Origin of the sequence: Bacillus sp. RE35 (assembly GCF_052146655.1) — a bacterium.
GTDB lineage: Bacteria > Bacillota > Bacilli > Bacillales > Bacillaceae_G > Bacillus_A > Bacillus_A cereus.
In genome coordinates this window covers 1,903,707-1,930,427 of the sequence record NZ_CP197377.1, presented here as the reverse complement: position 1 = coordinate 1,930,427, position 26,721 = coordinate 1,903,707, and the positions used below count along the sequence as shown (strand labels likewise).

Here is a 26,721-nt window from a genome sequence, read left to right as displayed (position 1 = left end):
TTTCTCTACTTTCCTGAAAATCCCTTTGTAAATCTCCTGCTATAAATTGACAAATTTCGATATTACTATAACAACGACAAATTATGTCTATTCTGTGACGTCTCATCATTACAAAGAAAAAACGCAAGCATTACACTTACGTTTTTTCAAAAATACTGTGAATTCCTCCTCATCAGGTGAGGTCTCTCACCAATTTAAATTTCACTTTATCCATTCACTTTTTCTGCCTGCCAAAAATATTCACCAAATGCTTTAGCAAGTGCATCAATTGATCGATTCAATTCTTCCTCTGTATTATCTACACCACCAACTTCTATTAATATCGCTTGTCCTGATAGGTCTTGATTATAGATTCCATTTCCTGTCTGGAACCCTTTTTGAATGACCCCACGGCTCACTCCTGGATATTTCTTATTAATCGCCTCATGTAAAGCTGTCGCTAATTGTAAGTTTTTTTCATAGTTTTTATTTCCTTTCCCTACTACAAATGCAAGCTTTGCATATGATTTATCTCCAATTGTTTTTGTCGTTACATTCTTTCGGGCACTATCACGATGCAAATCAAAAAAGTATTGAAGATCTTTATTTCCAGCCATAGCTTGCTGCACAATTTCTCGTGACATTTTATACGAACTATTACTGTTTAAACCTTTACTTATTAACTTTTGACCAACATCACTCTTATCGTTAGTAGCTCCAATCCCTTCACCTTCTAGTTGTTCACGGAAACGATCTCCTAATATAGAAATATTCGACACAGAACTCGTTGCTTTATTCGGATTCGGGTCATTCGTTAAGTTAAGTAAAGGTAAATAAGATTCCCAGCTATGTGTATGATAAATAAACGCAACTTGTCTCTTCCCAGTCGTTTGGGACGGCTGTTTTTTCTCTTTATTCGTATCTTGTTTAGGTGCTTGTCCAGTTCCACTAGTCCGTTCCTTCACTACTTCTTCAAGAGGAACACTCGACTCTATCGGTAAGTTAGAATAATTTGTACCCTCACCCGCAATAACAATTTCTGTATCGTACTTACCAAATCCCGGGAGCTCTTTCCCGACAAAACTGCGTACATCATTAAAGCGAATATTTGTAGCCATAGAAAAGAGAAAAGAAGAAATTGAAAAATCTTGATTCAAATTTCGATACTCCTGTGTAAAATAATGATTCTCTTTTCCAAGTACATACATGTAACCATTCATCGATAACTCATTTAACCAATTATATAAATACGTTGACTTTGTCTCTTTCATAGAGGTTACCATCAGACTAATAAGAAAAAAAGTCGCTAGCACTGTAGTAATAACAAATAAAACTAACTTACGCATATTTGTAAACTTCATAAAAAAAAAGCCCCGATTCATACTATCACCTCTCTATTTCAAGTTATGTACAAGCCCTAGAGAATAGACCGTTAAAATTTCGGCTATATTGTTAATGAGGTGAAATGAATTGAAGCTATTAATAGGAATATTACCAATCGCTCTATCATTCATTTTTTATTTGTCCGCTAAGCAACCAAAAATCTCTATTGTGCTACATATTTCTGCGTACTTGGCACTATATGTACTTGGTACAATTATTTCCATTAATATATACGATGTTTTAATACAAGATTTAGTTTTCATGACGAGCATTCATGGAATTTTACTGAATCCATTTTTCCTTATTGCAGGAGCGTATATAGGAACATACACTTTGTACCTACTTTTGTCTCACATTATTATGAAAATAAAAAATGGAGCGTAATGAAATGCAACCACCATTTATCTGTCATACATGCAAAAAAAGAATTGTGAGAAAGAAAGACCTTATTACAGCCACATGGTACTTCCGCTTTTATTTATTTCACAGTGATTGTTTTAAACGACAGCAAGTGTTTATCTCACGATTTCTCCCTGTGAATACACTTTTCAATTTCTTTCTTATTATATATGGACTTATTTTTGGCAGTATTCTTATGATTACAGAACCATCTATTATTTGGCTGACTTTCTTTTTTCCTATTTTTTATCGGTTTCTTTCTTATTATTATGTTGAACGTTTTTTCTCTACATAACGCGCAGACTGACCTCTCGGAATACTTAAACATTCCCACTCATTTTCTTTTAACATCTTCCCAATGTAAATAATCTGACCAATATGCAATGCATAATGAGAAATTTGCCTTTCAATTGCTTGCATGACAGTATGTGCTTCACCGCGAATGTATACCGTCTTCAATAAGTGTTCCGGCGTTAAAGTATTCATCGTATTAAAAACATATTTCCATCCTTCTTGCCAAGCTATAAGGGTTTCTTCTTTTGAATGATAGCATCCTTCAAATTCACCATCTCGATTACGATCTGTTTTTTCACCATCAGACGTTAAAAAATCCGTCCATCTAGAACGCATATTACCGTGCAGATGCTTAATAATAATCGCTATACTATTTGTTTCTTCATGAGAAGACCATTGTATTTGTTCATATGATAATTGAGAAAGTGCCCGTTCCCCTTGTTTCTTTGTTGCTTTAAAGTTCGAAATCGCACATTGCAAATATTCACGTCCGATATCCATATTAGCCCCTACCTTCACCCTAGCTAATTTTTGTTCCATTTGGCAATTCCATATTAGGCTGAAGTAACACAACATCATCAGCTTCAGGAACACCACCAAGCACAAGCACTTCTGATTTGAATCCAGCTACACGCTTTGGTGGAAAGTTTACAACAGCAACGATTTGTTGACCGATTAAATCTTCTGGAATATACCTTTTCGTAATTTGAGCACTTGACTGCTTTATCCCGATTTCTCCAAAATCTATTGCTAGTTTAATCGCTGGTACTCTCGCTTCTTTAAATTCCTCTGCATGTATTACAGTTCCAATTCTCAAATCCAAATTTAAAAAATCTTCAAAATTAGCCATTTATCATTCCCCCCAATTATTACTTAGACAAAATACAAAAATCCCCTTCAAAAAAAGAAAGGTGCCTAAGCACCTTTCTTTTGTAATTCACTTGATTCATTTGATTTATAGAAGAAGAAACCAAGAATCCCGCCAATACATGATGGAATTAACCATCCGATTCCTTCGTTATATAACGGTAACATTTGTAGTACATTAGAAATCGCGTCAATTTTAATTTTCGCACTTTCTAAACCGTTAAAGAAACTAATTAACAATGCACCTAAAATAGCTCCAATATAAATTGTATTACGCTTCCCAATCCACTTATGGAAATACGAAAGTACGATTAATACAATTGCAACTGGATAAATGATCATTAACACAGGTAATGTTACTGCGATTAATTGTGTTAAACCTAGGTTAGATACAATTAAACTAAATACACATACCATTGTTACAATCGTTTTATGCGAAAGTTTTGGGAATAAGTTTGTAAAGAAACCTGCACACGCAGATGTTAACCCAACAGAAGTTGTTAAACAAGCGAGTATAATAACAAGCCCTAATAAAATTTTACCACTCGTCCCATATAGCTCATTTACAACATTCGTTAAAATAAGGCCACCGTTTTCTGAGATACCAAGTGATGTACTTGTTGAACCAAGATAAGCAAGTGATAAATAAATTAACGTTAAACCAAGTACAGCAATAATACCTGATACTACTGTTATTTTTGCAATTTGACTACTCTCTTTTATCCCTTTAGAGCGGATAACTTGTACAACGACAATTCCGAATACGAGCGCGCTAATTGCATCCATCGTTAAATATCCTTGAATAAATCCACCAAAGAAAGCATTTTCTTTGTAAGCAGCTAACGGCGCAGCTGGCTCTCCAATTGGATCAATAATTGCCTTTCCGACAATAACAGCGACAATTAATACTAATAATGGTGTAAGAAACTTTCCGAACCAATCCACTAATTTAGATGGATTTAATGATAAATACCACGTTATTCCGAAGAAAACTATCGTGAAAAGAAATAGCATGTACCACTCTGAAACCATTGCCTCTGATAAAAACGGCTTCATACCCATTTCAAACGAAACAGCTCCAGTACGAGGAATCGCGAAAAATGGTCCAATTGCTAAATAACTAATCAATGGGAAAATAAACGCAAATATAGGGTGAACTCTAGAAGATAGCGCTTTCAAGTCCCCCTCTACAAACGCGACAGCTGTTACAGCTAGTAGGGGTAATCCGACTCCCGTTACAAGGAATCCTATTGTAGCAATCCAAACATTCTCTCCTGCTTGTTGACCTAAAACTGGCGGAAAAATTAAATTTCCTGCTCCTAAAAATAATGCAAATAGCATTAAACCAATTGCTACCGTATCACCTGGCCTTAAACGTCCCTTCATGCTCTTCATTTGCATAGCACTTTTTCACTGTTTATCTCTATATTTTACAATATGCTATGCATCCTCCTCTCTGCTCAAGATGATAAAATATGCCCCTTACAAAGCAGTGTCTTTCTCCATAATTTCTCCATTCCCCTTATTTTTACTCTAATCATTAATACAATTATTATTTTTAATTTTGATTTTTTTGAATTTTCAAATCATTAGAGTGTTATTACGTGGAGTGTAGATGTCAGACCTCTTTGTTTTTATCACACATATAGTAACATATTTAGTTGCAAAATAAAAACATATTTTCAAATTGATTTTTTTGAAAATCGAAATTATCTACATTTTTTATTCTCTTACACAAATATTGTTACAATCTCACCTATTATTCGATTGTTATTTTCAAATAACTTTATACACGTAACATACAAAAGCCATCTAATATATGAAGTGCACCCCAATTGTTAGACACAGTCTAACAATTGGAGGTGCATTTTTTATGGTTAAATTTTCTTCAAAAGAAAAAATCCAAGCGGTGAAACGATATTTAGATGGTACAGAAAGTGGAAAAATAATTGCTAAATCTATAGGAGTTAACCCTAGCGTACTTCGTGAGTGGATTAGACGATATGAGTCTTCAGGTGAAAAGGCCTTTGAAAAGTGCTATACATTCTACCCAGCCCAGTATAAACTAGATGTACTTTATTATATGAATGAACACGGGACATCTATCAGAGAAACAGCGGCACTTTTCAATATACCGTCTTATGAAACACTTCGGAAATGGAAAATAGCTTATGAAACAGGAGGATTGGATGCCCTACAATCAAAGAAAAAGGGGCGTCCAACCATGAAAGATAAAAAAATAAAACCAGTAGATGAAGGATCAATCGAAGCCTTACAAGCGGAAAATGAGCGTTTACGTATGGAAAATGCATATTTAAAAAAGTTGAATGCCTTAGTTCAAAACAAAGAAAAATCACCAAACAAGACAAAGCGCAAGTAATCTACGAGTTAAGGCATGAATTTCCTATCAAGGAGTTACTTCAACTCGCAAACATTCCACGTAGTACGTACTATTACTGGATGAAACATTTTAATCGTCCTGATCCAAATACGGAGGTAAAAGAACTGATTCAAGCTATTTATAATGAACACGATGGGTGTTATGGTTATCGTCGTATTCGTGATGAACTTATGAATCGTGGACACAAAGTAAATCATAAAAAAGTATATCGCCTTATGAAAGAATTAGGGTTAAAATGTCTGGTTCGTATGAAAAAATATCGCTCTTACAAAGGGACAGTTGGGAAAATTGCGCCAAATATTTTAAATCGCAACTTCCAAGCTGAAAAACCAAATGAAAAGTGGGTTACAGATATTACGGAGTTTAAGTTATTTGGGGAGAAGTTATACCTATCACCAATGTTGGATTTATTTAATGGTGAAATTATCACGTATACAATTAGTTCCAGACCGACCTATTCCCTTGTTTCAACGATGTTGGACCAAGCCCTTTATTGTGTAACCGATCCGGATAAACTCCTCATTCACTCTGATCAAGGTTGGCACTATCAAATGAAACAATACCGCCATTCTCTTAAGAATTGTGGCATAACTCAAAGTATGTCTCGCAAAGGAAACTGTTATGACAATGCCGTTATTGAAAATTTCTTCGGTATTATGAAATCGGAATTTCTGTATCGAAAAGAATTTGAAAGTATAACACATTTCAAACAAGAATTAGCAAAGTATATAGAATACTATAATCATAAAAGAATTAAGGCAAAATTAAAGGGTATGAGCCCAGTACAATACTGGGCTCATACCCTAGAGGCTGCCTAATGAAACGACCTGTCTAACTTTCGGGGGTCACTTCATATATAATTAGATGGCTTTTGTATGTTACTCTATGGTTTCAACTTCACGTGGATTTTTCATCTCTTCCACATACACAACTCTAAATCCGTGATCTTCTAAATCTTTCAATAATGTCTCTAATTCACCGTCGTTAAACTCTTCTCCTAATGTAAACATAATTCTACGAACTAATAAGGCATCATTATCAAAAGTCATCAAACTTTGAATACCAGTGTATTTCTTTAAAACTGTCGATAATTTTTGGATTGCTCCATTATAGTCTTGCGTTCCAATCATGACAGAGTATTTACTAGAGTGAACGCCCCATGCATCCTCTAATAACTCAAAAACTTTTTTATGCGTTAAAATTCCAAGGAAAACCCCTTTTTCATCAACTACTGATAAATAAGGCAATTTTTTTATTGTAAAAAATACTTTAAAGAAAGATGAATCTTCTCTCACAAATCCTTCTTTATCGTTTAATAATTGTATTACACTCTCATCAAGTGATCCTTTATATTCTAAAATATCTACTTTATATATATTCCCTAAAAATTTCTCTTTTTTTTCATCTAAAACTGGTACACAACGATACCCCGTTTTATTTAAATGCTCTAACGCTTCCCCAATCGTAATCGAACTTGAGCACAGTAAAACTTCCCTTTTCGGCACGTAATTCCCTTTAATCCTCATAAAAAGCCTCCTTATGTTAAAATACTTTCTGTGCCATAACTATATTATATTTTCAGAAAAAAATAAATGATTTATTTTATTTTTCTGAAAATTATTCATTTTCTTGTCATAATTTATTCATGAATCCTTCACTTGTATATTTTTGCTATCAAATCTTCTCTCTGAATTACTAAATGAAAAATATATTGTAACTTCTTTCAAAAAAAGCTAAAATAAGAATAAGAATTTTCTGAATATTCTAAGAGTAGGTGGTTATATGTCCTTATTACGCTCACATATATGTAAATTTATAATTGGTGTTATTTTTATTTTTGCCATAAGTCCTATTCCAGCTCTTTTTATTACACACAATTACTCCTATCAAAATGGATTTATTAGCATTTTTCAAAACTTCGCACAGCTTTCTTCTATATCAATTCCAAAGGTTGATTGGATGCATGAATCTATCTTTTTCTCAGCAAACCAAATGATACATACTTCTAATCATTCAACACCATTATTCCCTTACATATGGGAAATATATTTTATATCGATTGTTCGTTTTACTTTTACCCTTGCGATCGGATTTTTCATAAGTTTGGGTATCGGCCATTTATTTTTCAAAGTACCTAACTCGTTTAAAAAGTTTACTACTGTATTGAAATGGATACCTTACTCTTTTTGCACTGTAGTATTACAATGTTCAGTCTTATTACTACTTCTATACATCGCACAATTTATAAACCTTCCTTACTACTCATCATTTATCATCGTATGTAGTACTTCCATGATTATCGTTATGCAAGCAGTAAAAAAATGGATTCCTTTCTTAAAAAACACAAATGAATATGAAATAAAACATGATTCTTTTCTTGTAGACACATTGTTTTTAGCGCTTACTTCAAATCATAAATCAATTTTAGGTTCCATTATTCTTTCATTCGTTTTTATGGAATGCGTTTTTCATGCAAATGGACTGTTACAATTTATCGTTCAATTTGGCGGAAATTCACCTATAATTGTTACAATCGGCTTATTACTACTCTATATCCCATATAGCATACTTTCTTTCCTTCAAACACTATGGACCACAAACTACTCCAAGCAACAGTCATACACTTTAACGAGAAGTGTTCCAAAACCTTAATTTAAAATAACCCTCTATAATCTAAAAGTAGGGGGTTATTCCTTTTGTATAGCGGACAAAATAACAGCAAATTCAAAAACTATTACAGAAACATACCAATATTTACCCTTTTCCTTTGACTATTCTTTTCATTTGGATTTATTATAAAAGTATAACATAATTGCAGGAGGTGACATCTTTATTCCAGACCTTGGAATGGAGAACACGCTTGGACATATTAAATATTTTTCTCATCTTTGTACTTATTCTTATTTCTGGTTTTTTCGTTGCATCAGAATTCGCTGTTGTAAAAGTACGAAAAAGTCGAATTGACCAACTTGCAAATGAAGGTAATAAACAAGCTTTAGCTGCAAGAAGCGTCCTATCTAATTTAGATGTTTATTTATCAGCTTGTCAGCTCGGAATTACAATCACTTCTTTAGGGCTTGGTTGGCTTGGTGAACCGACTGTGGAACATATACTACGACCGCTCTTTGAAAAAATTAATATTACTGGAACAATGGCTAACACTTTATCTTTTGTTATTGCTTTTAGTGTTATTACATTTTTCCACGTTGTATTAGGTGAATTAGTTCCAAAGTCTTTCGCAATTCAAAAAGCAGAAGCAATCACACTCAAATTTGCAAGACCGCTTATTTTATTTGATAAAATTATGTATCCATTCATTTGGCTACTCAATAGTACAGCTATATTTTTCACAAAACTACTCGGATTAGAACCTGCGAAGGAAAGTGAACTTGCTCATTCTGAAGAGGAATTGCGACTCATTTTAGGTGAAAGTTTTAAAAGCGGTGAAATAAACCAAACCGAATATAAATATGTAAATAACATTTTTGAATTTGATGATCGAGTTGCGAAAGAAATTATGGTTCCTCGTACCGAAATGATTTGCTTGTCTACTGAAAATACGTTAGAAGAAAATATGGATATCGTCGCTACTGAAAAATATACACGCTATCCAATCATTGAAAAAGATAAAGATGATATCATTGGGATGATCAATACGAAAGAAGTATTCCATGATCAAACGAAAGGTATTTATAAACCACTTGAATCTTATATACATCCTGTTCTAACTGTATTTGAAACAGTTCCAATTCGTAAAACGTTAGTCCACCTTCAAAAAAATCGCGTTCAGATGGCAATCGTTATGGATGAATATGGTGGTACTGCCGGACTTTTAACGATGGAAGATATTCTTGAAGAAATCATTGGAGAAATTCAAGATGAATTCGATGCTGATGAATCACCTATGATTGAAAAGCGTACACCTAAGCTTACTGTTTTAGATGGAAAGGTGCTTATTTCTGAAGTAAATGATATGTTTGGCCTACATATTGATGATAGTGATTTAGATACAATCGGAGGATGGCTTCTCTCTCAAGCAGTTGACTTAAATATTGAAGCTGGCTATTCCATTGAATATGCTGGTTTTCAATTTAAAGTATTAGAACTTGATGGACATCAAGTCAAAAAAGTTGCTGTACATAAACTAGATATTAAAAAGGAGCTATAAAGTGACTGTTTTATTAACAATTTGTATCATTGCCTGTTTCGTTGTTTCATTTCTCGCCTTTATTTATCCAATTATCCCTGGCATACTAGCTGTCTGGGCTGGATATTTGATTTACCATTTCGGTATAAATGGAGGCGAATTAACAACTTCTTTTTGGATTATTCAAGTCATTTTCACTCTTTTCATTTTCGTTGCTGATTTTATTGCAAATGGATATTTCTTAAAAAAATACGGTAGTTCTAAATGGGGTGAACGTGTCGGAATGATTTCTATCATTGTCGGCTCGTTCTTCTTCCCACCATTCGGACTTATTATCATACCGTTCTTATCAGTATTTATAACAGAACTAGTACATAAAAAATCGCCAAAAGATGCTTTTCTAGTTGGAGTCGCTACTGTAGTTGGTTTTTTAAGCAGTACAGTAGCGAAAGCAATTCTCCAAATCATTATGATTATCATCTTCTTGTGTTATATCATCTTTTAACCATCCCGACTTCGGGATGGTTTTTTAATATGCAATACCTACTCGACTATTTTCATATATATTTTTCTTACATAGATCCCATGCAAAGTGTGCTGTATCACCCACTGTAATTTTTGATCCACCCTCTGGCAATATATCTTTTTCAGTTCGATATACCTCTGTCGCCTCACCATCTATTAAATGTGTCGGACAAACAACTGTCCAACATAAATTATTACTATTACTTAGTACCTTATATGCAGCCAAATGATCTTCCGCTGCCGTTGTCGTTTTCCTTTTTGATTCCGTTGATTGAAAACGATATAAATTTAGATCTGTTCTTGCTTGTAAAATACCAGCTGTTCCTATTGTTATGATCCTACGAACCCCATCTTCTTCCATTTTCTTTATAATTTGTGGCATACTCTTCGCTAATGTTCCATTTTGATCCGTTCCAAGTGCACTAATTACTATATCACTTCCTTCTATCGCTTTCTTTATATCATTTTCGTTCAATACATTCCCTTCTATCACTCTTAACCTTTCATGTTGTATTTCTATTCTATTTAAATCACGCGCTAATGCAGTCACTTCAGCTGAATCCTTTAATGCTAAATTAATTATGTTTGAACCTACTCGTCCTGTTGCTCCCAATATACATACTTTCATTTGTTTTCCCCCTCTTTCATTCTCTTTCTATTTTTCAATAATCTCAGTCAATTTACAACAAAAAAGCTTCCTCATATATAAGAGGAAGCTTTATTATTACTTTATTTCTTTTCTTTAGAATCAGTAGACTTCTCGGTTCCGCTTGTTTCTTTATCCTTTTTGTCCTCTTGTTGTGTTGTTGTGTCGTCTTCTTTCTTCTTGTCCTCACCTTTACTACAACCTACCATTAATAAAGAACTTGCAAGTGCCATAGCAGTTAATGATTTAACCCATTTGTTCATTTGCGTTTCCTCCTTGTGATAGAATATGTACAACCTCATATTACTCTCTATTTTTAAAGGAGAGATTGAAAAACAGTAAATATACGGTAAATTTTTGTAAATTTTCCGATAACAAAACCTAATTTTAATTTATATATTTCATTTCCAATCGATACACAATAAAACTAGTTTTTTCTCTCAATGGACGTAAAAAAACTAAGGCGCATACCATTTCGCCTTAGTTTCTCATGCAAATTTTTCATTTTCATATAGATGTGTAATCTTATATTCCTTCTTCATAACATATTGCCACACACTATAAGCGTAACGGTTCATTTTCAGGAAACAATTTTCCAAAAATGAGCGAAACTCTGGGTTAGCAACTTCCACTGCAACTTGAGCAAACTTTAAAGCTAATCGTTTCAAATGCGCAATATAACTGGTTGCAATATGAATATCCCCTGTATATTTACTAACTGTTTCCTTTCCCATTTCATGCAAATCAAACTCCATTGTTTCACAGGTTATATGCTGCACATTCTCTCCTTCTTGAAAATTTACTTGTTCATTATATGCTTGTAACATATATGGTAAATGGTGCTGTAATAGATTTTTTAATTCTTCGTCTCTGACCTTTCCAGCATACTCTCCAACCTTGTATATTAGCATATAACTATATTTCATTAATTCTTTCATACAGTCCATTAAAGCGCCTCCCTTCTCTTTTGTCCATATACTATAAATATGATGCTAAAACATTCGCTATTCTCGCTAAAAACCAATCCCATCTACTAATTTTCTCAAAATCTTCTTCAGAAAATCGTTTTGATTTATGAAAGTCTACCTGTAATCGACTCCATACTTCATCAACAACTGTTTTATCATATATGATACAGTTAGACTCACAATTTAAATAAAAACTTCTATTATCAAAATTCGCTGTCCCAATATCAACAATTTCTCCATCAATAATTGTTACTTTCCCATGAAAAAATCCATTTCGATATTGATAAATCTCCGCTCCAGCATGTAACATATCTTTCAAATATGGATAGGCAGCTTGTTTTAACAATATGGCATCACTTTTAAATGGCACGAGAATTTTCACATTAACACCACGATTTAATGCAGCTTTTAACTCTTTCACCATTTCTTTACTTGGTACAAAATATGGTGTAGCGATAATTAAAGACTTTTTAGCCTTTTTTAAAAGTGCCCCATACTTTTCCCATAAGCCTTTTCCATTTGAAAATAAATATTGATATTTCACATTCCCTAATGTAGGTATACTTTCATGTATAGGCATTTTTTCTCCTGTATCTTCTTTCCAATCTTCGGCGAACTTTCTTTCCATATCCGCTGCACCCTCACCATGGATGCGCACGTGATAATCACGCCATGGCCCAAACTTTGGATTTTGTCCAAGGTACTCCTTTCCGATATTAAAACCACCGACGTATGATACCTTTCCATCTATCGTAACAATACGTCTATGATTCCGTTGATGCAAAGAATAGAACACATTTTTCAGTTTCGGTTTTTTACTAAATGTAAACTTCACACCGTTTTCCTTTAATCGGCTAATTACCTTTTTCTTCAGCTTATATCCACCTATCCGATCGACTGACAATTTCACTTCTACTCCGCTAGATGCTTTTTTCTCTAATAACTGTAAAAACTCTTGGCTTATTTCATCTTTTCCTACAATATAAAAATGGATATATATATACTTTTCTGCATCGTTTATATCCTCAAATAATTTTCTATATAACTCTTCACCGTTCGTATATAATTGAAATTCACCTAATCGAACTTGTCCTAATTCATATTCACTAGCCATTTCCTTCCCCATTTCCACATCGATGTTCATCCAAATGAATACACCTATTAAACAAAGGATTATAGCGAAAAAGTGCTTCATGGATAAATTCCTTTCTCCACTTACTGTTATTTCTATATCTTCCCTTTTTTATTACATTATCATTCAAGAAAATATGTCATTGCATGATATATGTCCATATCAAACAATAGCTCATTTGCATATTGTATGTTGTATCTTAAAATAAAAGGAGGAAATAACAATGGGCTTCGCACATGGTAATGGATTTGCGCTATTAGTCGTATTATTTATCCTCTTAATCATCGTCGGTGCTGCTTGCTTCTGCTAAGTAGCTACTGTCATATGATATGTGGATGAAAAAACTATAAAAGCGGACACCTATTTTTAGGTGTCCGCTTTTCATTTTAAAACCATTTCCGACTGCTATAGTAACTTAAATGGCTAAATATTCATCTCAAAAGGTTAACAATGTGGCTACTTTCTTACTCTCTGCCTTACGTATATGACGCTGTTCTGCACGTAACACAGCAATACGATGTAATTCTTTCTCTTCTTCTGTTTCAGGGATAACACGCGGTACTGGAACTGGATTATTTTCCTTACTAAGTGCCACAAAAGTAACGAATGACGTTGCCGCTATACGCTTCTCACCTGAAATTAAATCTTCAGCTACTACCTTCACAAACACTTCCATCGAAGTTCTTCCCGTCCAAATTACGAAAGATTCATAACTAACACAATCTGAAGAACGAACAGGATGTAAGAAATCGACCCAGTCCATAGATGCTGTGACACATTCCTTTCTCGAATGTCTGGATGCTGAAATAGAAGCAACCATATCCATCTCCGCTAATATCTTCCCACCAAATAGCGTGTTATGATCATTTAAATCTGTTGGGAATACTCGGCTCGTTTTGAACACCCTTGACTCATTGGCTGTTTTCCCCTTTACTTCTGTCATTGTTATCACCCCTTTAATGATTTATCCCTAATATTTCAATAATCACTATACTAAATGAACTACACGTTTAATATTAACAACATTCAGAACTTTTAGTCCACAAAAAAGAACCGATTTTATCAATCGGCTCCTCTAAATACATATTGTTCTTTCGGCTGTTCAACTTTATTCCATTTTGTTACTTCTAATACAGGAATATTCGCATGAAACGGCTGATAAAACTCAGTAGTTATCTCTCCTTCTACTTGAATCCAGTCATCATTATTCCACTCTACGCCTTCTGGCTTTTTCACTAACATACCATACACACCAGAATCTGCTACGCAATGTATAATACCGAAACGGAATAAGAAGTATTGTTCTTTTTTAGAAGAATCATCCCTAAAAACAAACCCTTTAAAAGATAATTTTTTCCCAGTAAACTCGCCAGGATAATTATAAATTGTTTCCATACCCTTTAGGAAGTCTTCATCTTTCAAATTAATATTGTCTTTCGTAACAAACTCTTTCTTCCCTTTTTCCATTACACCACGGTATCCTTCTTTCCCGTAATAAATGCTCGTATCAGGTCTTAGAAATTGTCTTGTCATAAATGGATCCTTACTTTCTGCTTGTGCAACAGGAAAGTGAAATCCTTTCGCTTTAACAATATCCGAATCTAACGTCGCAATTGGGAAAAATAACCCTGAGATAATTGGAAAACAAAACAAGGAGTACGAAAATGCTTTTTTCCACCATGTATTCTCATCTTTTGAATGATCATGCCCGCAATGGCTATGGTCACAACTGCAATCATTTTTCTCTTTTTCCTTTTGGTGCTCTTTTTGGAAAACGACGATAATTTGTATAATCGTTAAGAAACCTAAAATAATTGCTGCTGTTGTTGATAAATAGGCATACTTCATATTGATATACTTCGTAATGTTACCGGAAATATGAAGCTGCGCAATTAATATTGTAAAACCTAATAATATATATGCTCGAAACATAACCTACCACCCCATCGCATAAATGAGTAGTGAGCTTGCATAAACAACAAGAGTAACTGTAACTATAACAACAATTACAAATTTAGTTTTAAATGTCGCAAGCATCATAAACATATTTTTAATATCCACCATCGGTCCGTAAACGAGGAACGCGACAAGTGAAGCTGTTGAAAACGTACTTTGGAACGAAGAAGCGATAAATGCATCTGCCTCTGAACAAAGTGATAATATATAAGCAAGTCCCATCATAACAGCTGATGAAGAAAACGGACCTTGTCCAATAGCAAGAAGTGTTGAAGTTTGTACAAACGTTTGTACCGCTGCTGCAATTAACGCACCTAGTACTAAATATTTTCCCATTGAGAAGAATTCCTCAACAGCGTGTGTACATACATCCCACATTTTTTTACGCAGTGGACGCTTATTATTCACTTCTGGGAAGTGATCATCTCTTAATTGATGTTCTTTAAACATAAAGGATAATATAATTCCAACGATAATGGCTACGATAATCGCTACAATAGAACGATACCATACCATGTGCATACTACTCCCAAAGGCAACATAAGTAGCAAATAATACAACTGGATTAATAATAGGTCCAGTTAACATAAATGCAATCCCTGCGTATGGTGGAACGCCTTTTCCAATTAATCGTCTTACAATCGGAACAATTCCACATTCACAACCTGGAAACAACATACCTAAAAAAGTAGCTAATAAAACAGACAGAAATCGGTTCTTCGGCATCCATTTTGCCACCATATCTTCTGTCACGAACATTTGAATGAATCCTGAAATAAATACACCAATGAGCACGAAAGGAAGTGCTTCGATCAATATGGAGATAAAAATTGTATTCATTTGCAGGAATGCTTTCGGTAATTGAAACAATTCCATGATGTATTTCCCCCAACTTTTCATTAACAATATGTAATTTTAACCCCATTTCATTAATTGAACAAGGTTTATATGGCATACATACCCTTTATATACATTACATTGTACAAGTTATATTCTATTCAAAATTTGAGATTTCATAGCAAAAAAGCTGCTCTAGCGTAGTTATATAACTATGCTAGAGCAGCTTTCTTATCGTTAAAAGTAACGTTTCTTCCAAAAAACAAAAGCTAACGTGAAAGATAGTGTTACACATATGATGAGTACAATTACAAAACCGTGGGCTTCCCCTTCAAACGGAACCTTTACGTTCATTCCAAAGAAACTAGAAACCATCGTCGGTAAAGATAAAATGATCGTAATTGACGTTAACAGTTTCATAACACTATTTAAATTATTTGATATAACGGAGCTAAAAGTATTCATCATTCCACTTAAAATGTGACTATATATTTCCGCCATTTCAATAGCCTGTTTATTTTCAATTAATACATCTTCTAATAAATCTTGATCGTCTTCATACATTTTTAAAAATGTACTATTACGCATTAACTTTTGAATTACAATTTTATTAGCCTTTAATGACGTTGTAAAGTATACTAAACTTTTCTCAAGGCCTAACAATGTGAAAATCTCTTTATTTTTCATTGACTGATTTAATTGATGCTCTAAATCAATTGTTTTTCGATTTATTTGCTTTAAGTATCTTAAATAATAAGTAGAAATCGTATATAAGAGCTGAAGTGCAAAGCGCGTCTTCTTAAACGTATAAAATTCTTTAATACGTTGATTAATAAAACGTTCAAAAATTGGATTCTCTTCTAAGCAGATTGTAACAAAACAATCCGGCATCACAATCATACCTATTGGAATCGTGTCATAAATCGAATTTCCTTCTTCGTCATGTCTAACTGTCGGAATATCCACGATAATTAAAGTATTATTGTCTTCCTTTTCAATACGAGAGCGTTCTTCATCATCCAAAGGGTCTTTAATGAAATCTAAGTCTACATTTAAAGTTTGTACTAGATATTGAATTTCTTCTTCTGTTGGATGAAGTACATTAATCCAGCACCCCTTTTGCATTTCCTCAATCTCTTGTAGTTTTCCGTTTCGGTCTGTTAAATATATATTTAACATACTATCACCCCGATTCTTTTTACATGTAGGAATCTACCTCTCTTAAATCACAGTTTTTAAACCGCCATTCTCAGCATATGAAACATACGTTTAAATTTCAATAGAAAAATTATTTTGAAAACGTTTTTATAAGAAAAATATTATAAAGTGAAACTTTAATCAGTGGGGGGCTTCATCCTCACCAATTATTAGCCCTTACAAATCGGGCTTTTACGGGTTATCCGCCCCCAACCAAACTTCTTTTTTTCGCTGAATTGTGCGGTGAGGGTCTCACTGCCCGTTAAAGCGGGATAAACATAGAAAAAGACAGAGTGCTCTCTGCCTTAAAAGCTTATGTTGCCTTTATAACATATTTAGAAAGCATCCACAAGTTAAACCCGACTGAAATCGTATAGCCCGCGTATGTTGAAATGATAAAACTTACATAATCGAAATACGGAAGCAATACAATATTTAAAACTATCTTCACAATAATTCCAATCACTAGTCCTAGCACCGTCTTCTGCTGTTGATTGATTCCTTGTAGCATAGCAGCCGTTACTGTAAAAAGAGAAAATAGTATGCAAGCAGGAGCATAATACTGTAAAATGATTCTCCCCATCTCTGGATCATTTCCAGCACCGAATAAAAGAGTATATACAGGTTTGGCTAACACCATCATTCCAATTGCCGCCGGTACCGTAATTGCTACTACTAATACATTTGTTCTCGTAAAATGTTTGTACAATAGCTTCGTATTTCCTGCTGTGTAAGCTTTCGTCATCTCTGGTACGAGAGACATACTAAAAGCTGTCGCAACGGATACCGGGATAAGCACAACCATTTGAACAAGACCAATTATCGCATTAATTTTTTCCGCTTCTCCTTGCATATACCCTATTTGTATAAGTAGTTTATTAATTGTAAATGTATCAATCGTCTGATACAACGGAATTGCTAAGCCCACCACAACAAAAGGAATAGAATATGTAAAGAGCTCCTTATACAATGAGAAAAAAGATTTCGTTGTTTGTGGTATACTTTCCATCTCTTTTTTCTTTAAGTGCCTTCTCCTTCTTATATAATACGCACTTAAAACAGTTAATCCACCTACAGCTCCCATAAATGCACCGAACGTTGAAATACCAACCGCTAGCGAAACAGAAGCTTTTAAAACATATAAAACGACAAAGCTTCCTATTAAAATGGTTAAAACCCGAAAAAATTGCTCTACAACTACACTTAATGCAGAAGGCCCCATCGATTGGAATCCTTGAAAGAAGCCCCTTAATAAACTCATTACTGGCACAAGTATTAACGCAAAACTTACAATTCGAATATTAATAGTAACCGCTCCTACACTATTCCCCGTTTGATCATTCCCATCGATGACAAGTTTAGCTAAATGCGGAGCTAGCATATATAACGTAAAACACGAAATGACTCCCATTATAAACATAAACACGATTCCACTTTTCAACACTCTCTTAACCGTATGATAATCATTCAGTTGATCATATTTTGATACCATCTTTGAAACAGCTAGCGGTAATCCCATTGTTGCTATACTGAGCATGATGGTATAAGGACGATATGCATATGTGTATAGAACGTAACCACTCGTACCGACCATCGCTGTAAATGGTATAACATATATAAACCCTAACATTTTTGATATCATCGTTGCCATCGTTAAAAATATCGTTCCACGTATAAACGGTGACCCTTTCATCACATTCCTCCGCTACGCTTTATTATTACACATTATGGACAACTCCTTTTCTTTAGAACCGAAACAAACAAAAAAAGCCAATGAAAAATCATTGACTTTAACGCGCTGCTTTTTTCTTTTTGAAATACTTTAAACCAAAGTATAGAGCAATAAAAAGAACAGCTCCTATAATTATGTAATGTGTGTAATCAGATGCATACTCTTTAATTTGTCGCCAATTCCCACCAAGTTTTTCACCTAAGTATATAAATAGAATTGACCATGGAATGATCGCTACAACCGTATAAAGTGTAAATAGTTTTAATGGCATCTTAGCTAGCCCTGCTGGAATAGAGATCGCATGACGTACTACTGGGATAAAGCGCGCAGAAAATATTACGCCTGCTCCATAACGCTTAAACCAACCTTCCGCTATGTCTAAATGATGTTTATTAATAAGTAGATATTTCCCATATTTCTCTACAACCGGACGCCCTCCGTAGTATCCAAGCCAGTATAAAAAGATTTGCGCTAAAGTACCACCAATCGTTCCGGCGATAACTGCACCCACAAAACTAATTTTACCATTCGCTACTAAAAAGCCAGCATACGAAAGTACAATTTCACTCGGGATTACTTCAATCATTAAAGCAAGAGCTACTCCAAAGTAACCTAAGCTTGCAAAAAATTGCAATAACTGATCTATTATGTTTGCTAACATGTTCTTTTTTATCTCCTTTTTTCTTCACATACCATCCCATTATTACATAAAGGCTGCAATCTGCCAATATCTTCATTTTAACAATATGTACAATTCAAGCAGGATTAATCTATTAATTTCTCTTTCTGCGGGTCTTTCATGTAGGCAAACATCTCTTTAATTTGGTTTTCTGTATTTCTAGCAATTGATAAATTAGGCAATTCATTTTCACCAAAAAACTCCACCTCTTCTGTTTCAATGCTAGTTTTCTTTTCTCCACCAATAATCTCGCATCCAATGAAAATCTTATATACATGCGTCGCCGATGGAGATGGTTGATGTTTTTCTTTATCAAATATAGCTAGTAACTTAAAATGATCTACCTCATAACCTGTCTCTTCGAAAACTTCTTTTGCTGCAACTTCGGTTGGCGTATAACCGACATCAGCCCATCCACCTGGCAATGCCCATTTCCCATCGCTTTTTTCTTTCACAAATAATAACTTTTCATTTTGAAAAACAACCGCTCTTATATCAACTTTAGGTGTTTGATAGCCTGTCTCACTTGCAAATAATTTCTCTACGACTTCCCAATCTGTTTTCGTATAATGTGACATCATTGAAATAGAAATATCTCGTAATTGCTGGAAACGCTCAATATCATACACATCCTTAGAATACGTTAAACCCGCTTGAGCTATAGATTGTATTTGTTTTACCCAATCAATCCATTTAATCGTCATATATCCGCATCCCCATTCTCTATCAAATATATTACTTCATTTTTATTGATACATCTTTATTATACAAAAAAAAGAGATTGATAACGTTTCAATCTCTTTCAAAATTAATCCAATTCATGTAAGTGGTCTTGTATATACTTTCTTCTTTTATTTATATATTCATAAATCATATCAGCCTCTTGATCAAATGTTTCTAATTTTTCTTTCATGTATGGATCTTGTAGTAAATATGGGCGAATCAATTCACACAACCCTTCTACTTTCGGCCTCATAAACGAAACTGTGAATTGATTTTCTAATATTTCTTCCAAAATACTTCGATACTGCTTTCTAAATACAGGTATGTCTAGCAATCTTGCACTTAACGTATTATACCCTTGAATGCGAATATATTCATGATTAAGTGGTCTCCCTTGTACATCTCGCCCCCAAGTCGCATCATAATCCCACGGTATAACTTCAAATAAATTTGTTTCATCGTTATGATATAGTGCATAGTTATGAACGAAACCATCAAAGTTTTGCGTAAAAATAACTCCTGCTAACCATCGTAAATATTTATCTACATGTAGAAACTTCCCAATTTCTTTTTCATAGGCTTCCCTCGTCAAAGTATTCGCTTGAAATACAAATTCACTCAGTTGTTCTTCACTATTTTTATTCGAATATTTAAATTCATAACCCGCAAAGAGCTCTGTCTTAACATCTTTATCTCGTTCACTCATTAATGAAAAATTCGCATCATCATCTATCGCATAATAAATAGAACCACTCGGTAATCCTCTATTTTTTAAAAAATTTTCATCAACCGATTCTAACTGTAAGTACACACCTTGAATTTGACCATTAATTTTTATAAATACATGTTGTGATTTTGGCGAAAGTACACCAATATCATGAAAAAAATCTAAAGATAATTTATTTCGTATGAGAGACGGATCCATAAACTCCGAATTCAAATGAAACTCTTTCGCACCTTGAAATTTTTTAGGCTTATAAAACATAACATGATAAGACTTTTTCTCAAATTCGCGAATATGAGCTCCTCGGTATACGATATCAATATCATACTTCTTTTTTCCATAAGTTAATTTCGCTGGCACTGGACTATCTGACCAAATGTCCTTTTTCAATTCCACTAAGTACATTGGATGAACAAAAAAATCATATGAAGGCAGCATGTTTTCTCATCCCTTCTCAGTTCTCTTCCTTCAATGTATGCGCCTTTTCTTGTCCATACATCCGCAATCATCTATTTATATAAAATTACACTCTTGTCCTGTTCAGAAAGATGCCTACATACATATCATGTTAAGGAAAAAGAATACCTTTTCACTTTAATACATGATAAGGAGGATTTCTATGAAACGTGATATTAGAAAAGCTGTCGAAGAAATCAAAAGTGCTGGGATGGAGGATTTCTTACACCAAGATCCAAGTACTTTTGAATGCGATGATGATAAATTCACTCATCATCATTGTACAACTGGATGTAAATGTACAACTGGGGGTAAATGTCCAAGAACAAGATGTACTCGCGTGAAACATTGTACGTTCGTTACAAAATGTACGCACGTAAAAAAATGGACATTTGTTACGAAATGTACACGTGTACGTGTTCAAAAATGGACGTTCGTTACGAAAGTAACGCGTAGAAAAGAATGCGTATTAGTTACAAAACGTACTCGCAGAAAACATTGTACATTCATTACAAAATGCATACGCTTTGAAAAGAAATTTTTCTGGACAAAACGAAGTTTCTGTAAAAAATGCGAATTCTTCCCTAACAGACACGGTCACTCTTGCGATGATTCATGTGATCATGGTAAAGACTGTCACGATAGCGGACACAAATGGAATGATTGCAAAGGCGGACATAAATTCCCATCTTGCAAAAATAAGAAATTCGATCACTTCTGGTATAAAAAACGTAACTGCTAGTTTTTATACCACCCAAAAAAGGCCGTTTTGCGGCCTTTTTTACATTTATTGAAAGTGACTTATATCTGCAAATTGTTTCACTTTACCAATACCCTCTTCAAATTCTATTATGCTCAAACTGGCACTATGCATAAATGGATCATCCCACACATTTTCTATTTCCATTCCCGCGAAATACCCTATAAGTAATTTTGCTGCTGCCGCATGAGAAACAATCAATATGTTTTGTCCTTTATGCTTCTCTAAAAGAAGCTGCATCCCTTCAATTACTCTTTCATAAACGGCCTCAAAATTTTCGCCTGATGTTGACTGAAAAAGATGTGGCTCATTCCAAAACAGATGTACTTCTTCTGGAAATTGCTTTTCTATATCCGTGATTGTTTGTCCTTCCCATATACCCATGTTAATTTCATAGAAATGCTCATCCGCTATAATGGGTATATCACGTTCCCCTTTTATTAACTCTGCCGTATGAAGTGTTCTTTCGCTCGGACTACTATAGATCGCATGGATTGGTAAATCTTTCATTCGATTCCCTAATTGTTTCGCCTGAACTATACCATTTTCAGTTAAAGCAGAATTTTTCCGTCCCTGCATTCGCTTCGCTACATTCCACTCTGTTTCACCATGCCTTGTTACATATATAGTTGTTTTCATTTCTTACTCCCCCTCACCATGTTGGTCGTAATTCCCACGGTTCAACTCTCCCTACAATCCACTCCGCTCGTTTACTTTCAATCCCTTTTATAACTCCATCAGCTATCTCTTCATGAGTAAGCCATCTTCCATATGTATCTTCTAAAATAAAACATAAAATAATTCTATGATAAATACATCGCGTACTCCCTATTTTTTGTGCAGGCATACGTGATGCTTTACTACCTAAAATATGAAATAAACTATATGTTTTAGACGACAAATCTAGTTCTTTACAAATATTTGATAGTACATGCTTTGCACTTGTGTGTACCCATGCAACAACTAATGTGATTGGGCCATTTTTCTTAATTGTACTTTTAATAGCTAGCTTTACATCTTCATCATTATGATAATCTAACGAAAGGCATGTAATATTTTCTAGTGCAGAACTCATTCGCTTAACATTTTCTAATTTCACTTCATCTCGCCCGATAATAGAAACATAAAATCCTTTCTCACAAAGCCACATAGAAACTTTCTTTAGCATTCCTGTTCCACCAATTACAAGTGCATGCAAATACTATCCCTCCCTAATAAAATGTCATATGAGGTTTCTCATCTCTATAATAATTTAAACGGTCTTGCAGTGTCCCTGAGTGAAATTCAAATTTATGACCGTCAGGATCAACAAAGTATATAGATTCGCAATCTCTTACATCACGTTCTCTTCCTTGTAAAATATGAACATCATTTTCTTCTAATCGCTGTATTAGAGATTTAAAGTCTTCTTGTTCAACAGAAAATGCAATGTGCGTATAAGATTGATGAATCTCATTTCTCGGAATATGCGTCTCTTCATTAAGCGCTATCCATACTCCACATATGTTAAAATAAGCCAATTCCCTTCCTTTAACTAATAATTCTCCTTCTAATACTTTTTCATAAAACATAATAGAGTTTTCTAAATTAGATACCGAAAAACAAATATGATTGATTCCCCTTAACAACTATAATTCCTCCTTATACAAATAAAAGATGAGCGAAAATTCACTCATCTTTTATTATACTATTTTTTTGTAATATATGCCCATTTATAACTGAAGTCCCCGCCAAACGTATGGTTAGCAATGCCTTTTACAAACGGCTTCTCTAAATAAGCTGTACTTTGTTGGTACGTAGGAGAAATTGCTGCGTCTTGACCAATTAAGATTTTTTCAGCTTCCGCAAGTGCATTCCAGCGTGCTTTATCATCTTTTAATAGCTCTCCTTTTGATTTCGCTACTAAATCATCATACTTCGGATTAGAATAATCCATTTCATTAAATGAGCTTCCAGTAACAAACATATCAATATAAGTCATTGGATCCGGATAATCAGGACTCCATGCAGATAATGAGAATTCATATTGGAATTTCTTTTCTAAATCTAGCTTCTGCTTGTATGGTTGCTGTTTCAAATTCACTTTAATACCAGGCAAGTTTTTCTCTAGTTCTTCCTTAATAAAGTCGCCCACTTTTTTACGGCTACCGTTATCATCGTTTAGTAATTCAACCGTAATTGTATCTTGACCAAGCTCTTTCTTCGCTTCTTCCCATAATTTTTTTGCTTTCTCTGCATTATCTTTACTATCACGGAAGTTTTTATTTACAGAGCGGAAATCTTTTCCATCCGGACCTGTCGTGAATTTTTCAGGTACTAAGAAATATGCTGGCAATGAACCGTCATTTAGAATGACATCAGCAATTCCTTTTTTATCGTATGCTAAATCAATCGCTTCACGTACTTTTTGGTTTTTAAATGTTGCATTTTTTTGGTTAAAACGTAAGAAATATATGCGTGGATCTAACTTCGTTTTAAATTCATCTGGCTTATTCTTTTTATATTTATCAACAAATTCAGAAGTTAAAATAACTCGATCTGCTTGATCACTATCATATAAATTTACTCCCGTGCTTGTTTCCTTCACAATACTTACATTAATTTCGTCTAATTTTACAGTATCTTTATCCCAATAATTAGGATTTTTCTTCAACTGATAATTTTGTTCATGTTTCCATTGACTCATTGTAAATGGTCCATTATATAATAATTTATCTGCTTCTAATCCGTATTTATCTCCTTGCTCTTTCACATATTTTTCATTTAATGGGAAAAATGTAGGGAACGACGTAAGCTCAAGAAAATAAGGTGCTGGTTGCTCTAATTCTACTACCAACGTTTTATCATCCTTCGCTTTAACACCCAATTGATCTGCTGGTAATTCACCTTTATTTACTTTCTGTGCATTTTTCACATCAAATAAAATGAATGCATATTCTGCCGCTAATGCTTTATCTAATGTACGTTGCCATGCATATACAAAATCTTGTGCTCGAACTGGATCACCATTTGACCATTTCGCATCACGTAATTCAAATGTATATGTCTTTTTATCTTCACTAATCTTCACATCTTTTGCCATACCTGGTGTTGGTTTATTATCTTTATCTAGACGATATAAACCTTCCATTGCATTTACAAATACACGGAAAGATACAGAATCTGTTGATTTAGATGTATCCATTGAAGGAATTTCAGCTGTTTCTAGCAAATTTAAAACTTGTTTATCGGCCATTCCCTTATTCGATTCTTTCTTCGTTGTCGAAGCCTTCTCACCATTCCCACATCCTGCAACCAATACACTCGTCGTTAACGCAAGTGCAGCAATTGTTGTTGTCTTTCTCTTCATTCTTCCTTCCCCCAATCTATATGTATAAGTTAAATCCTATATAATATATTTCATTATACAAAAGATTCTGATTATTTTAAATATTTATTTTAACAAACATAGAAAAAAGCGATCGGAAATTTCTTTCCAGCCGCTTTCTTGAATAGCATTTACTTGTAATCCATCCTCTATATCAAATGGATTTTGAACTTTAAATATTTCTTCCATCAGCTTCAAAAACTCTTCTTCAGTTTTAGATTCACCATTAACCATAAGTGAGTATGGTTCCACTTCACCTAATTTATAATCGACAACAAATTGAATCTTCACCTTTTGTCTTGGCGTTCCGGTGTTATACCCTTGGAATTCTACTAATTCTAACCCTTCCGTTCCACGATAATATATCCAACCTGAATTTTGAAAATAATTTTCGAAAGATTCACCTATTGAAAAGAAAGGATATTCATAAAGCGAGCTTGTACGAACCTTTTGAATAACGTCTCGATCAGTCGGAAAAAAGAAATGGCTAAAAAATATGCTAGCAACTGCTAAAATAGTAACAATTGTCGCTCCCATTTTGCTCGTTCCGCCGCTATCATTGATTAGATAGTTTTCAACTGATTTATCTTTTATTTCTCTTGCTTTTATTCGGTATATACGTCTTTCCACAAATTGATAGTATAATCCATTTGCAAAAATCCCCATTCCAAACAGAATAAAAATGAGTAATAAAAACGTAAGAGGCACCATATTAATGATTGGCAACGCTACATTAAATCCCATATAATACGAAAATGCATCACACGCTACTAATAACAACATAAATAAAGCAGCTGGTACATAATACTTACGATATCCTAGCCAGCCTATATTGAAAATAGCAGCCCAACCATTCCAGCTCCACCTAGCAATCCGCTTATTCTCAAGATTCCATTTCCTTTTGTAATACGGATATTGTCTCCCTACATATACTTCCAGTTCTTTATCTATTAACGAGCTACCTTCCTCTTGTTCATTATCCAAGTTTCGCTGACAACTTGCACAATTTAACTGTTCCTCCTCGCAAGGTTGCCCACAATTTATACATTTCAAAACAATCCCTCTTCCCATCCATACGTCATTTCAAAATACCTTCGTGTTTTAATAACCACTCTTTCCTCCATAAACCACCAGCATATCCAACAAGCTTTCCACTCTTTCCTATTACACGGTGACATGGAACAATTATTGAAATTGGATTCCGACTATTTGCCCCTCCTATTGCCCGTACAGCTTTTATATTTCCAACTTTCTCTGCAATATCTAAATATGAAGCACTTACGCCGTATGGAATAGTATAAAGTGCATCCCATACATTTTTTTGAAATGCTGTTCCCTCCGCAGACAGCGGGACCGTAAACTCTTTTCTTTTCCCTTTAAAATATTCATCTAACTCATTTATACATTGTTCTATCATTTCATTTTTATTTTCTTCTTGTCGTTCATCAACAAATATAACAGACGTAATTCCTTCTTGATTCGCTGTAATTTCAAGCAAACCTACTTCGCTTTCATAATAAGCCTGGTACATATGCCATCCTCCAATTCA

31 protein-coding genes are annotated in these 26,721 nt (G+C 34.1%); 8 read left to right on the top strand and 23 right to left on the bottom strand.

Annotated elements, in window-relative coordinates; genetic code table 11:
• Positions 1–206: 206 nt before the first annotated feature.
• Entirely contained in the window at positions 207–1,361 is a 1,155-nt protein-coding gene (spoIIP, locus tag ACTL4X_RS10085) for a stage II sporulation protein P (RefSeq protein WP_001079278.1), read from the bottom strand.
• An 88-nt stretch (positions 1,362–1,449) separates the two neighbouring features.
• Between spoIIP and ACTL4X_RS10080 the strand changes: the two genes are divergently transcribed.
• Positions 1,450–1,746 carry a hypothetical protein gene (locus tag ACTL4X_RS10080; RefSeq protein ID WP_000770738.1) on the top strand — a complete coding sequence of 99 codons (297 nt, stop codon included), beginning with the start codon at positions 1,450–1,452 and terminating at the stop codon, positions 1,744–1,746.
• 4 nt (positions 1,747–1,750) lie between these two features.
• The gene (locus ACTL4X_RS10075) at positions 1,751–2,056 is read left to right on the top strand and encodes a hypothetical protein (RefSeq protein ID WP_002164560.1); all 306 of its coding nucleotides are present in this window, start codon (positions 1,751–1,753) and stop codon (positions 2,054–2,056) included.
• Here the strand turns inward: ACTL4X_RS10075 and ACTL4X_RS10070 are convergent.
• From ACTL4X_RS10070 to brnQ4, 3 genes are all read right to left on the bottom strand, one after another.
• Entirely contained in the window at positions 2,029–2,595 is a 567-nt protein-coding gene (locus tag ACTL4X_RS10070; protein ID WP_000435830.1) for a DUF1572 domain-containing protein, read from the bottom strand. The two genes, ACTL4X_RS10075 and ACTL4X_RS10070, sit on opposite strands and share 28 nt — an antisense overlap.
• Entirely contained in the window at positions 2,576–2,905 is a 330-nt protein-coding gene (gene csaA, locus ACTL4X_RS10065; protein ID WP_001263013.1) for a chaperone CsaA, read from the bottom strand. The genes ACTL4X_RS10070 and csaA overlap by 20 nt, the downstream gene beginning before the upstream one ends.
• 65 nt (positions 2,906–2,970) lie before the next feature.
• Positions 2,971–4,308 (bottom strand): branched-chain amino acid transport system II carrier protein BrnQ4, encoded by a 1,338-nt coding sequence (brnQ4, locus tag ACTL4X_RS10060; protein ID WP_011110049.1) that lies wholly within the window; start codon positions 4,306–4,308, stop codon positions 2,971–2,973.
• A 487-nt stretch (positions 4,309–4,795) separates the two neighbouring features.
• Here brnQ4 and ACTL4X_RS10055 point away from each other — a divergent pair.
• Positions 4,796–6,141, top strand: a protein-coding gene (locus ACTL4X_RS10055) for an IS3-like element ISBth10 family transposase (protein WP_441395019.1) whose coding sequence is annotated in 2 segments (ribosomal slippage) — positions 4,796–5,237 and positions 5,237–6,141 — 1,347 coding nt in all. Because the reading frame shifts where the segments join, the coding sequence is not laid out codon by codon here.
• A gap of 60 nt (positions 6,142–6,201) precedes the next feature.
• On the opposite strand, the gene cbpA is transcribed toward ACTL4X_RS10055, so the two are convergent.
• Positions 6,202–6,849: a cyclic di-AMP binding protein CbpA gene (gene cbpA / locus ACTL4X_RS10050; protein WP_001220526.1), complete on the bottom strand. Its 648-nt coding sequence runs from the start codon at positions 6,847–6,849 to the stop codon at positions 6,202–6,204.
• A gap of 256 nt (positions 6,850–7,105) precedes the next feature.
• Between cbpA and ACTL4X_RS10045 the strand changes: the two genes are divergently transcribed.
• The 3 genes from ACTL4X_RS10045 (at position 7,106) to ACTL4X_RS10035 (ending at position 9,975) form a co-directional block, all read left to right on the top strand.
• The gene (locus ACTL4X_RS10045; protein WP_000055265.1) at positions 7,106–7,975 is read left to right on the top strand and encodes a hypothetical protein; all 870 of its coding nucleotides are present in this window, start codon (positions 7,106–7,108) and stop codon (positions 7,973–7,975) included.
• 208 nt (positions 7,976–8,183) lie between these two features.
• Entirely contained in the window at positions 8,184–9,491 is a 1,308-nt protein-coding gene (locus ACTL4X_RS10040) for a hemolysin family protein (protein WP_000353738.1), read from the top strand.
• A gap of 1 nt (position 9,492) precedes the next feature.
• Positions 9,493–9,975 (top strand): DUF456 domain-containing protein, encoded by a 483-nt coding sequence (locus ACTL4X_RS10035; RefSeq protein ID WP_000217339.1) that lies wholly within the window; start codon positions 9,493–9,495, stop codon positions 9,973–9,975.
• Between the two features lie 24 nt (positions 9,976–9,999).
• On the opposite strand, the gene ACTL4X_RS10030 is transcribed toward ACTL4X_RS10035, so the two are convergent.
• The 4 genes from ACTL4X_RS10030 to cls form a co-directional block, all read right to left on the bottom strand.
• A complete protein-coding gene (locus ACTL4X_RS10030) occupies positions 10,000–10,623 on the bottom strand; it encodes an NAD(P)-dependent oxidoreductase (RefSeq protein WP_000861645.1) in 624 nt (207 codons plus the stop codon).
• Between the two features lie 101 nt (positions 10,624–10,724).
• On the bottom strand, positions 10,725–10,904 hold the full coding sequence (locus ACTL4X_RS10025) for a hypothetical protein (RefSeq protein WP_001045960.1): 180 nt from the start codon (positions 10,902–10,904) through the stop codon (positions 10,725–10,727).
• 225 nt (positions 10,905–11,129) lie between these two features.
• Complete coding sequence (locus ACTL4X_RS10020; protein WP_000340527.1) at positions 11,130–11,588, bottom strand: spore coat protein; 459 nt, start codon at positions 11,586–11,588, stop codon at positions 11,130–11,132.
• A gap of 31 nt (positions 11,589–11,619) precedes the next feature.
• Entirely contained in the window at positions 11,620–12,804 is a 1,185-nt protein-coding gene (gene cls / locus ACTL4X_RS10015; RefSeq protein WP_002023919.1) for a cardiolipin synthase, read from the bottom strand.
• Between the two features lie 160 nt (positions 12,805–12,964).
• On the opposite strand from cls, the gene ACTL4X_RS10010 reads away from it, so the two are divergent.
• Positions 12,965–13,051 (top strand): YjcZ family sporulation protein, encoded by an 87-nt coding sequence (locus ACTL4X_RS10010; protein WP_000505094.1) that lies wholly within the window; start codon positions 12,965–12,967, stop codon positions 13,049–13,051.
• Positions 13,052–13,177: 126 nt separating this feature from the next.
• Here the strand turns inward: ACTL4X_RS10010 and ACTL4X_RS10005 are convergent, their stop codons facing one another.
• From ACTL4X_RS10005 to cotH, 8 genes are all read right to left on the bottom strand, one after another.
• Positions 13,178–13,684, bottom strand: a complete 507-nt coding sequence (locus ACTL4X_RS10005) for an acyl-CoA thioesterase (protein WP_000141164.1) — start codon at positions 13,682–13,684, stop codon at positions 13,178–13,180.
• A 119-nt stretch (positions 13,685–13,803) separates the two neighbouring features.
• Positions 13,804–14,673 carry a TIGR03943 family putative permease subunit gene (locus ACTL4X_RS10000; RefSeq protein WP_000488043.1) on the bottom strand — a complete coding sequence of 290 codons (870 nt, stop codon included), beginning with the start codon at positions 14,671–14,673 and terminating at the stop codon, positions 13,804–13,806.
• A gap of 3 nt (positions 14,674–14,676) precedes the next feature.
• Positions 14,677–15,573, bottom strand: a complete 897-nt coding sequence (locus tag ACTL4X_RS09995; RefSeq protein WP_000418716.1) for a permease — start codon at positions 15,571–15,573, stop codon at positions 14,677–14,679.
• A gap of 198 nt (positions 15,574–15,771) precedes the next feature.
• Positions 15,772–16,713: a magnesium transporter CorA family protein gene (locus ACTL4X_RS09990; protein WP_000932389.1), complete on the bottom strand. Its 942-nt coding sequence runs from the start codon at positions 16,711–16,713 to the stop codon at positions 15,772–15,774.
• A gap of 331 nt (positions 16,714–17,044) precedes the next feature.
• Positions 17,045–18,424 carry a putative polysaccharide biosynthesis protein gene (locus tag ACTL4X_RS09985; protein WP_000678840.1) on the bottom strand — a complete coding sequence of 460 codons (1,380 nt, stop codon included), beginning with the start codon at positions 18,422–18,424 and terminating at the stop codon, positions 17,045–17,047.
• Positions 18,425–18,521: 97 nt separating this feature from the next.
• The gene (locus ACTL4X_RS09980; RefSeq protein WP_000880691.1) at positions 18,522–19,124 is read right to left on the bottom strand and encodes a DedA family protein; all 603 of its coding nucleotides are present in this window, start codon (positions 19,122–19,124) and stop codon (positions 18,522–18,524) included.
• Between the two features lie 104 nt (positions 19,125–19,228).
• The gene (locus ACTL4X_RS09975) at positions 19,229–19,846 is read right to left on the bottom strand and encodes an NUDIX hydrolase N-terminal domain-containing protein (protein ID WP_000153585.1); all 618 of its coding nucleotides are present in this window, start codon (positions 19,844–19,846) and stop codon (positions 19,229–19,231) included.
• Between the two features lie 104 nt (positions 19,847–19,950).
• Positions 19,951–21,027: a spore coat protein CotH gene (cotH, locus tag ACTL4X_RS09970; RefSeq protein ID WP_000938001.1), complete on the bottom strand. Its 1,077-nt coding sequence runs from the start codon at positions 21,025–21,027 to the stop codon at positions 19,951–19,953.
• A 181-nt stretch (positions 21,028–21,208) separates the two neighbouring features.
• On the opposite strand from cotH, the gene exsB reads away from it, so the two are divergent.
• Positions 21,209–21,787, top strand: a complete 579-nt coding sequence (gene exsB, locus ACTL4X_RS09965; protein ID WP_000817498.1) for an exosporium protein ExsB — start codon at positions 21,209–21,211, stop codon at positions 21,785–21,787.
• Positions 21,788–21,832: 45 nt separating this feature from the next.
• Here the strand turns inward: exsB and ACTL4X_RS09960 are convergent, their stop codons facing one another.
• The 6 genes from ACTL4X_RS09960 to ACTL4X_RS09935 form a co-directional block, all read right to left on the bottom strand.
• The gene (locus tag ACTL4X_RS09960) at positions 21,833–22,444 is read right to left on the bottom strand and encodes a phosphoserine phosphatase 1 (RefSeq protein WP_000858834.1); all 612 of its coding nucleotides are present in this window, start codon (positions 22,442–22,444) and stop codon (positions 21,833–21,835) included.
• A 13-nt stretch (positions 22,445–22,457) separates the two neighbouring features.
• Complete coding sequence (locus tag ACTL4X_RS09955) at positions 22,458–23,003, bottom strand: short-chain dehydrogenase (protein WP_000543111.1); 546 nt, start codon at positions 23,001–23,003, stop codon at positions 22,458–22,460.
• A gap of 13 nt (positions 23,004–23,016) precedes the next feature.
• Complete coding sequence (gene fosB / locus ACTL4X_RS09950; RefSeq protein WP_000943762.1) at positions 23,017–23,433, bottom strand: FosBx1 family fosfomycin resistance bacillithiol transferase; 417 nt, start codon at positions 23,431–23,433, stop codon at positions 23,017–23,019.
• A gap of 59 nt (positions 23,434–23,492) precedes the next feature.
• The gene (locus ACTL4X_RS09945; RefSeq protein ID WP_000824276.1) at positions 23,493–25,154 is read right to left on the bottom strand and encodes a peptide ABC transporter substrate-binding protein; all 1,662 of its coding nucleotides are present in this window, start codon (positions 25,152–25,154) and stop codon (positions 23,493–23,495) included.
• Positions 25,155–25,238: 84 nt separating this feature from the next.
• Positions 25,239–26,243, bottom strand: a complete 1,005-nt coding sequence (locus tag ACTL4X_RS09940; RefSeq protein WP_002041009.1) for a DUF2628 domain-containing protein — start codon at positions 26,241–26,243, stop codon at positions 25,239–25,241.
• A 7-nt stretch (positions 26,244–26,250) separates the two neighbouring features.
• Positions 26,251–26,703: a methylated-DNA--[protein]-cysteine S-methyltransferase gene (locus tag ACTL4X_RS09935; protein ID WP_000283912.1), complete on the bottom strand. Its 453-nt coding sequence runs from the start codon at positions 26,701–26,703 to the stop codon at positions 26,251–26,253.
• Positions 26,704–26,721: the final 18 nt, after the last annotated feature.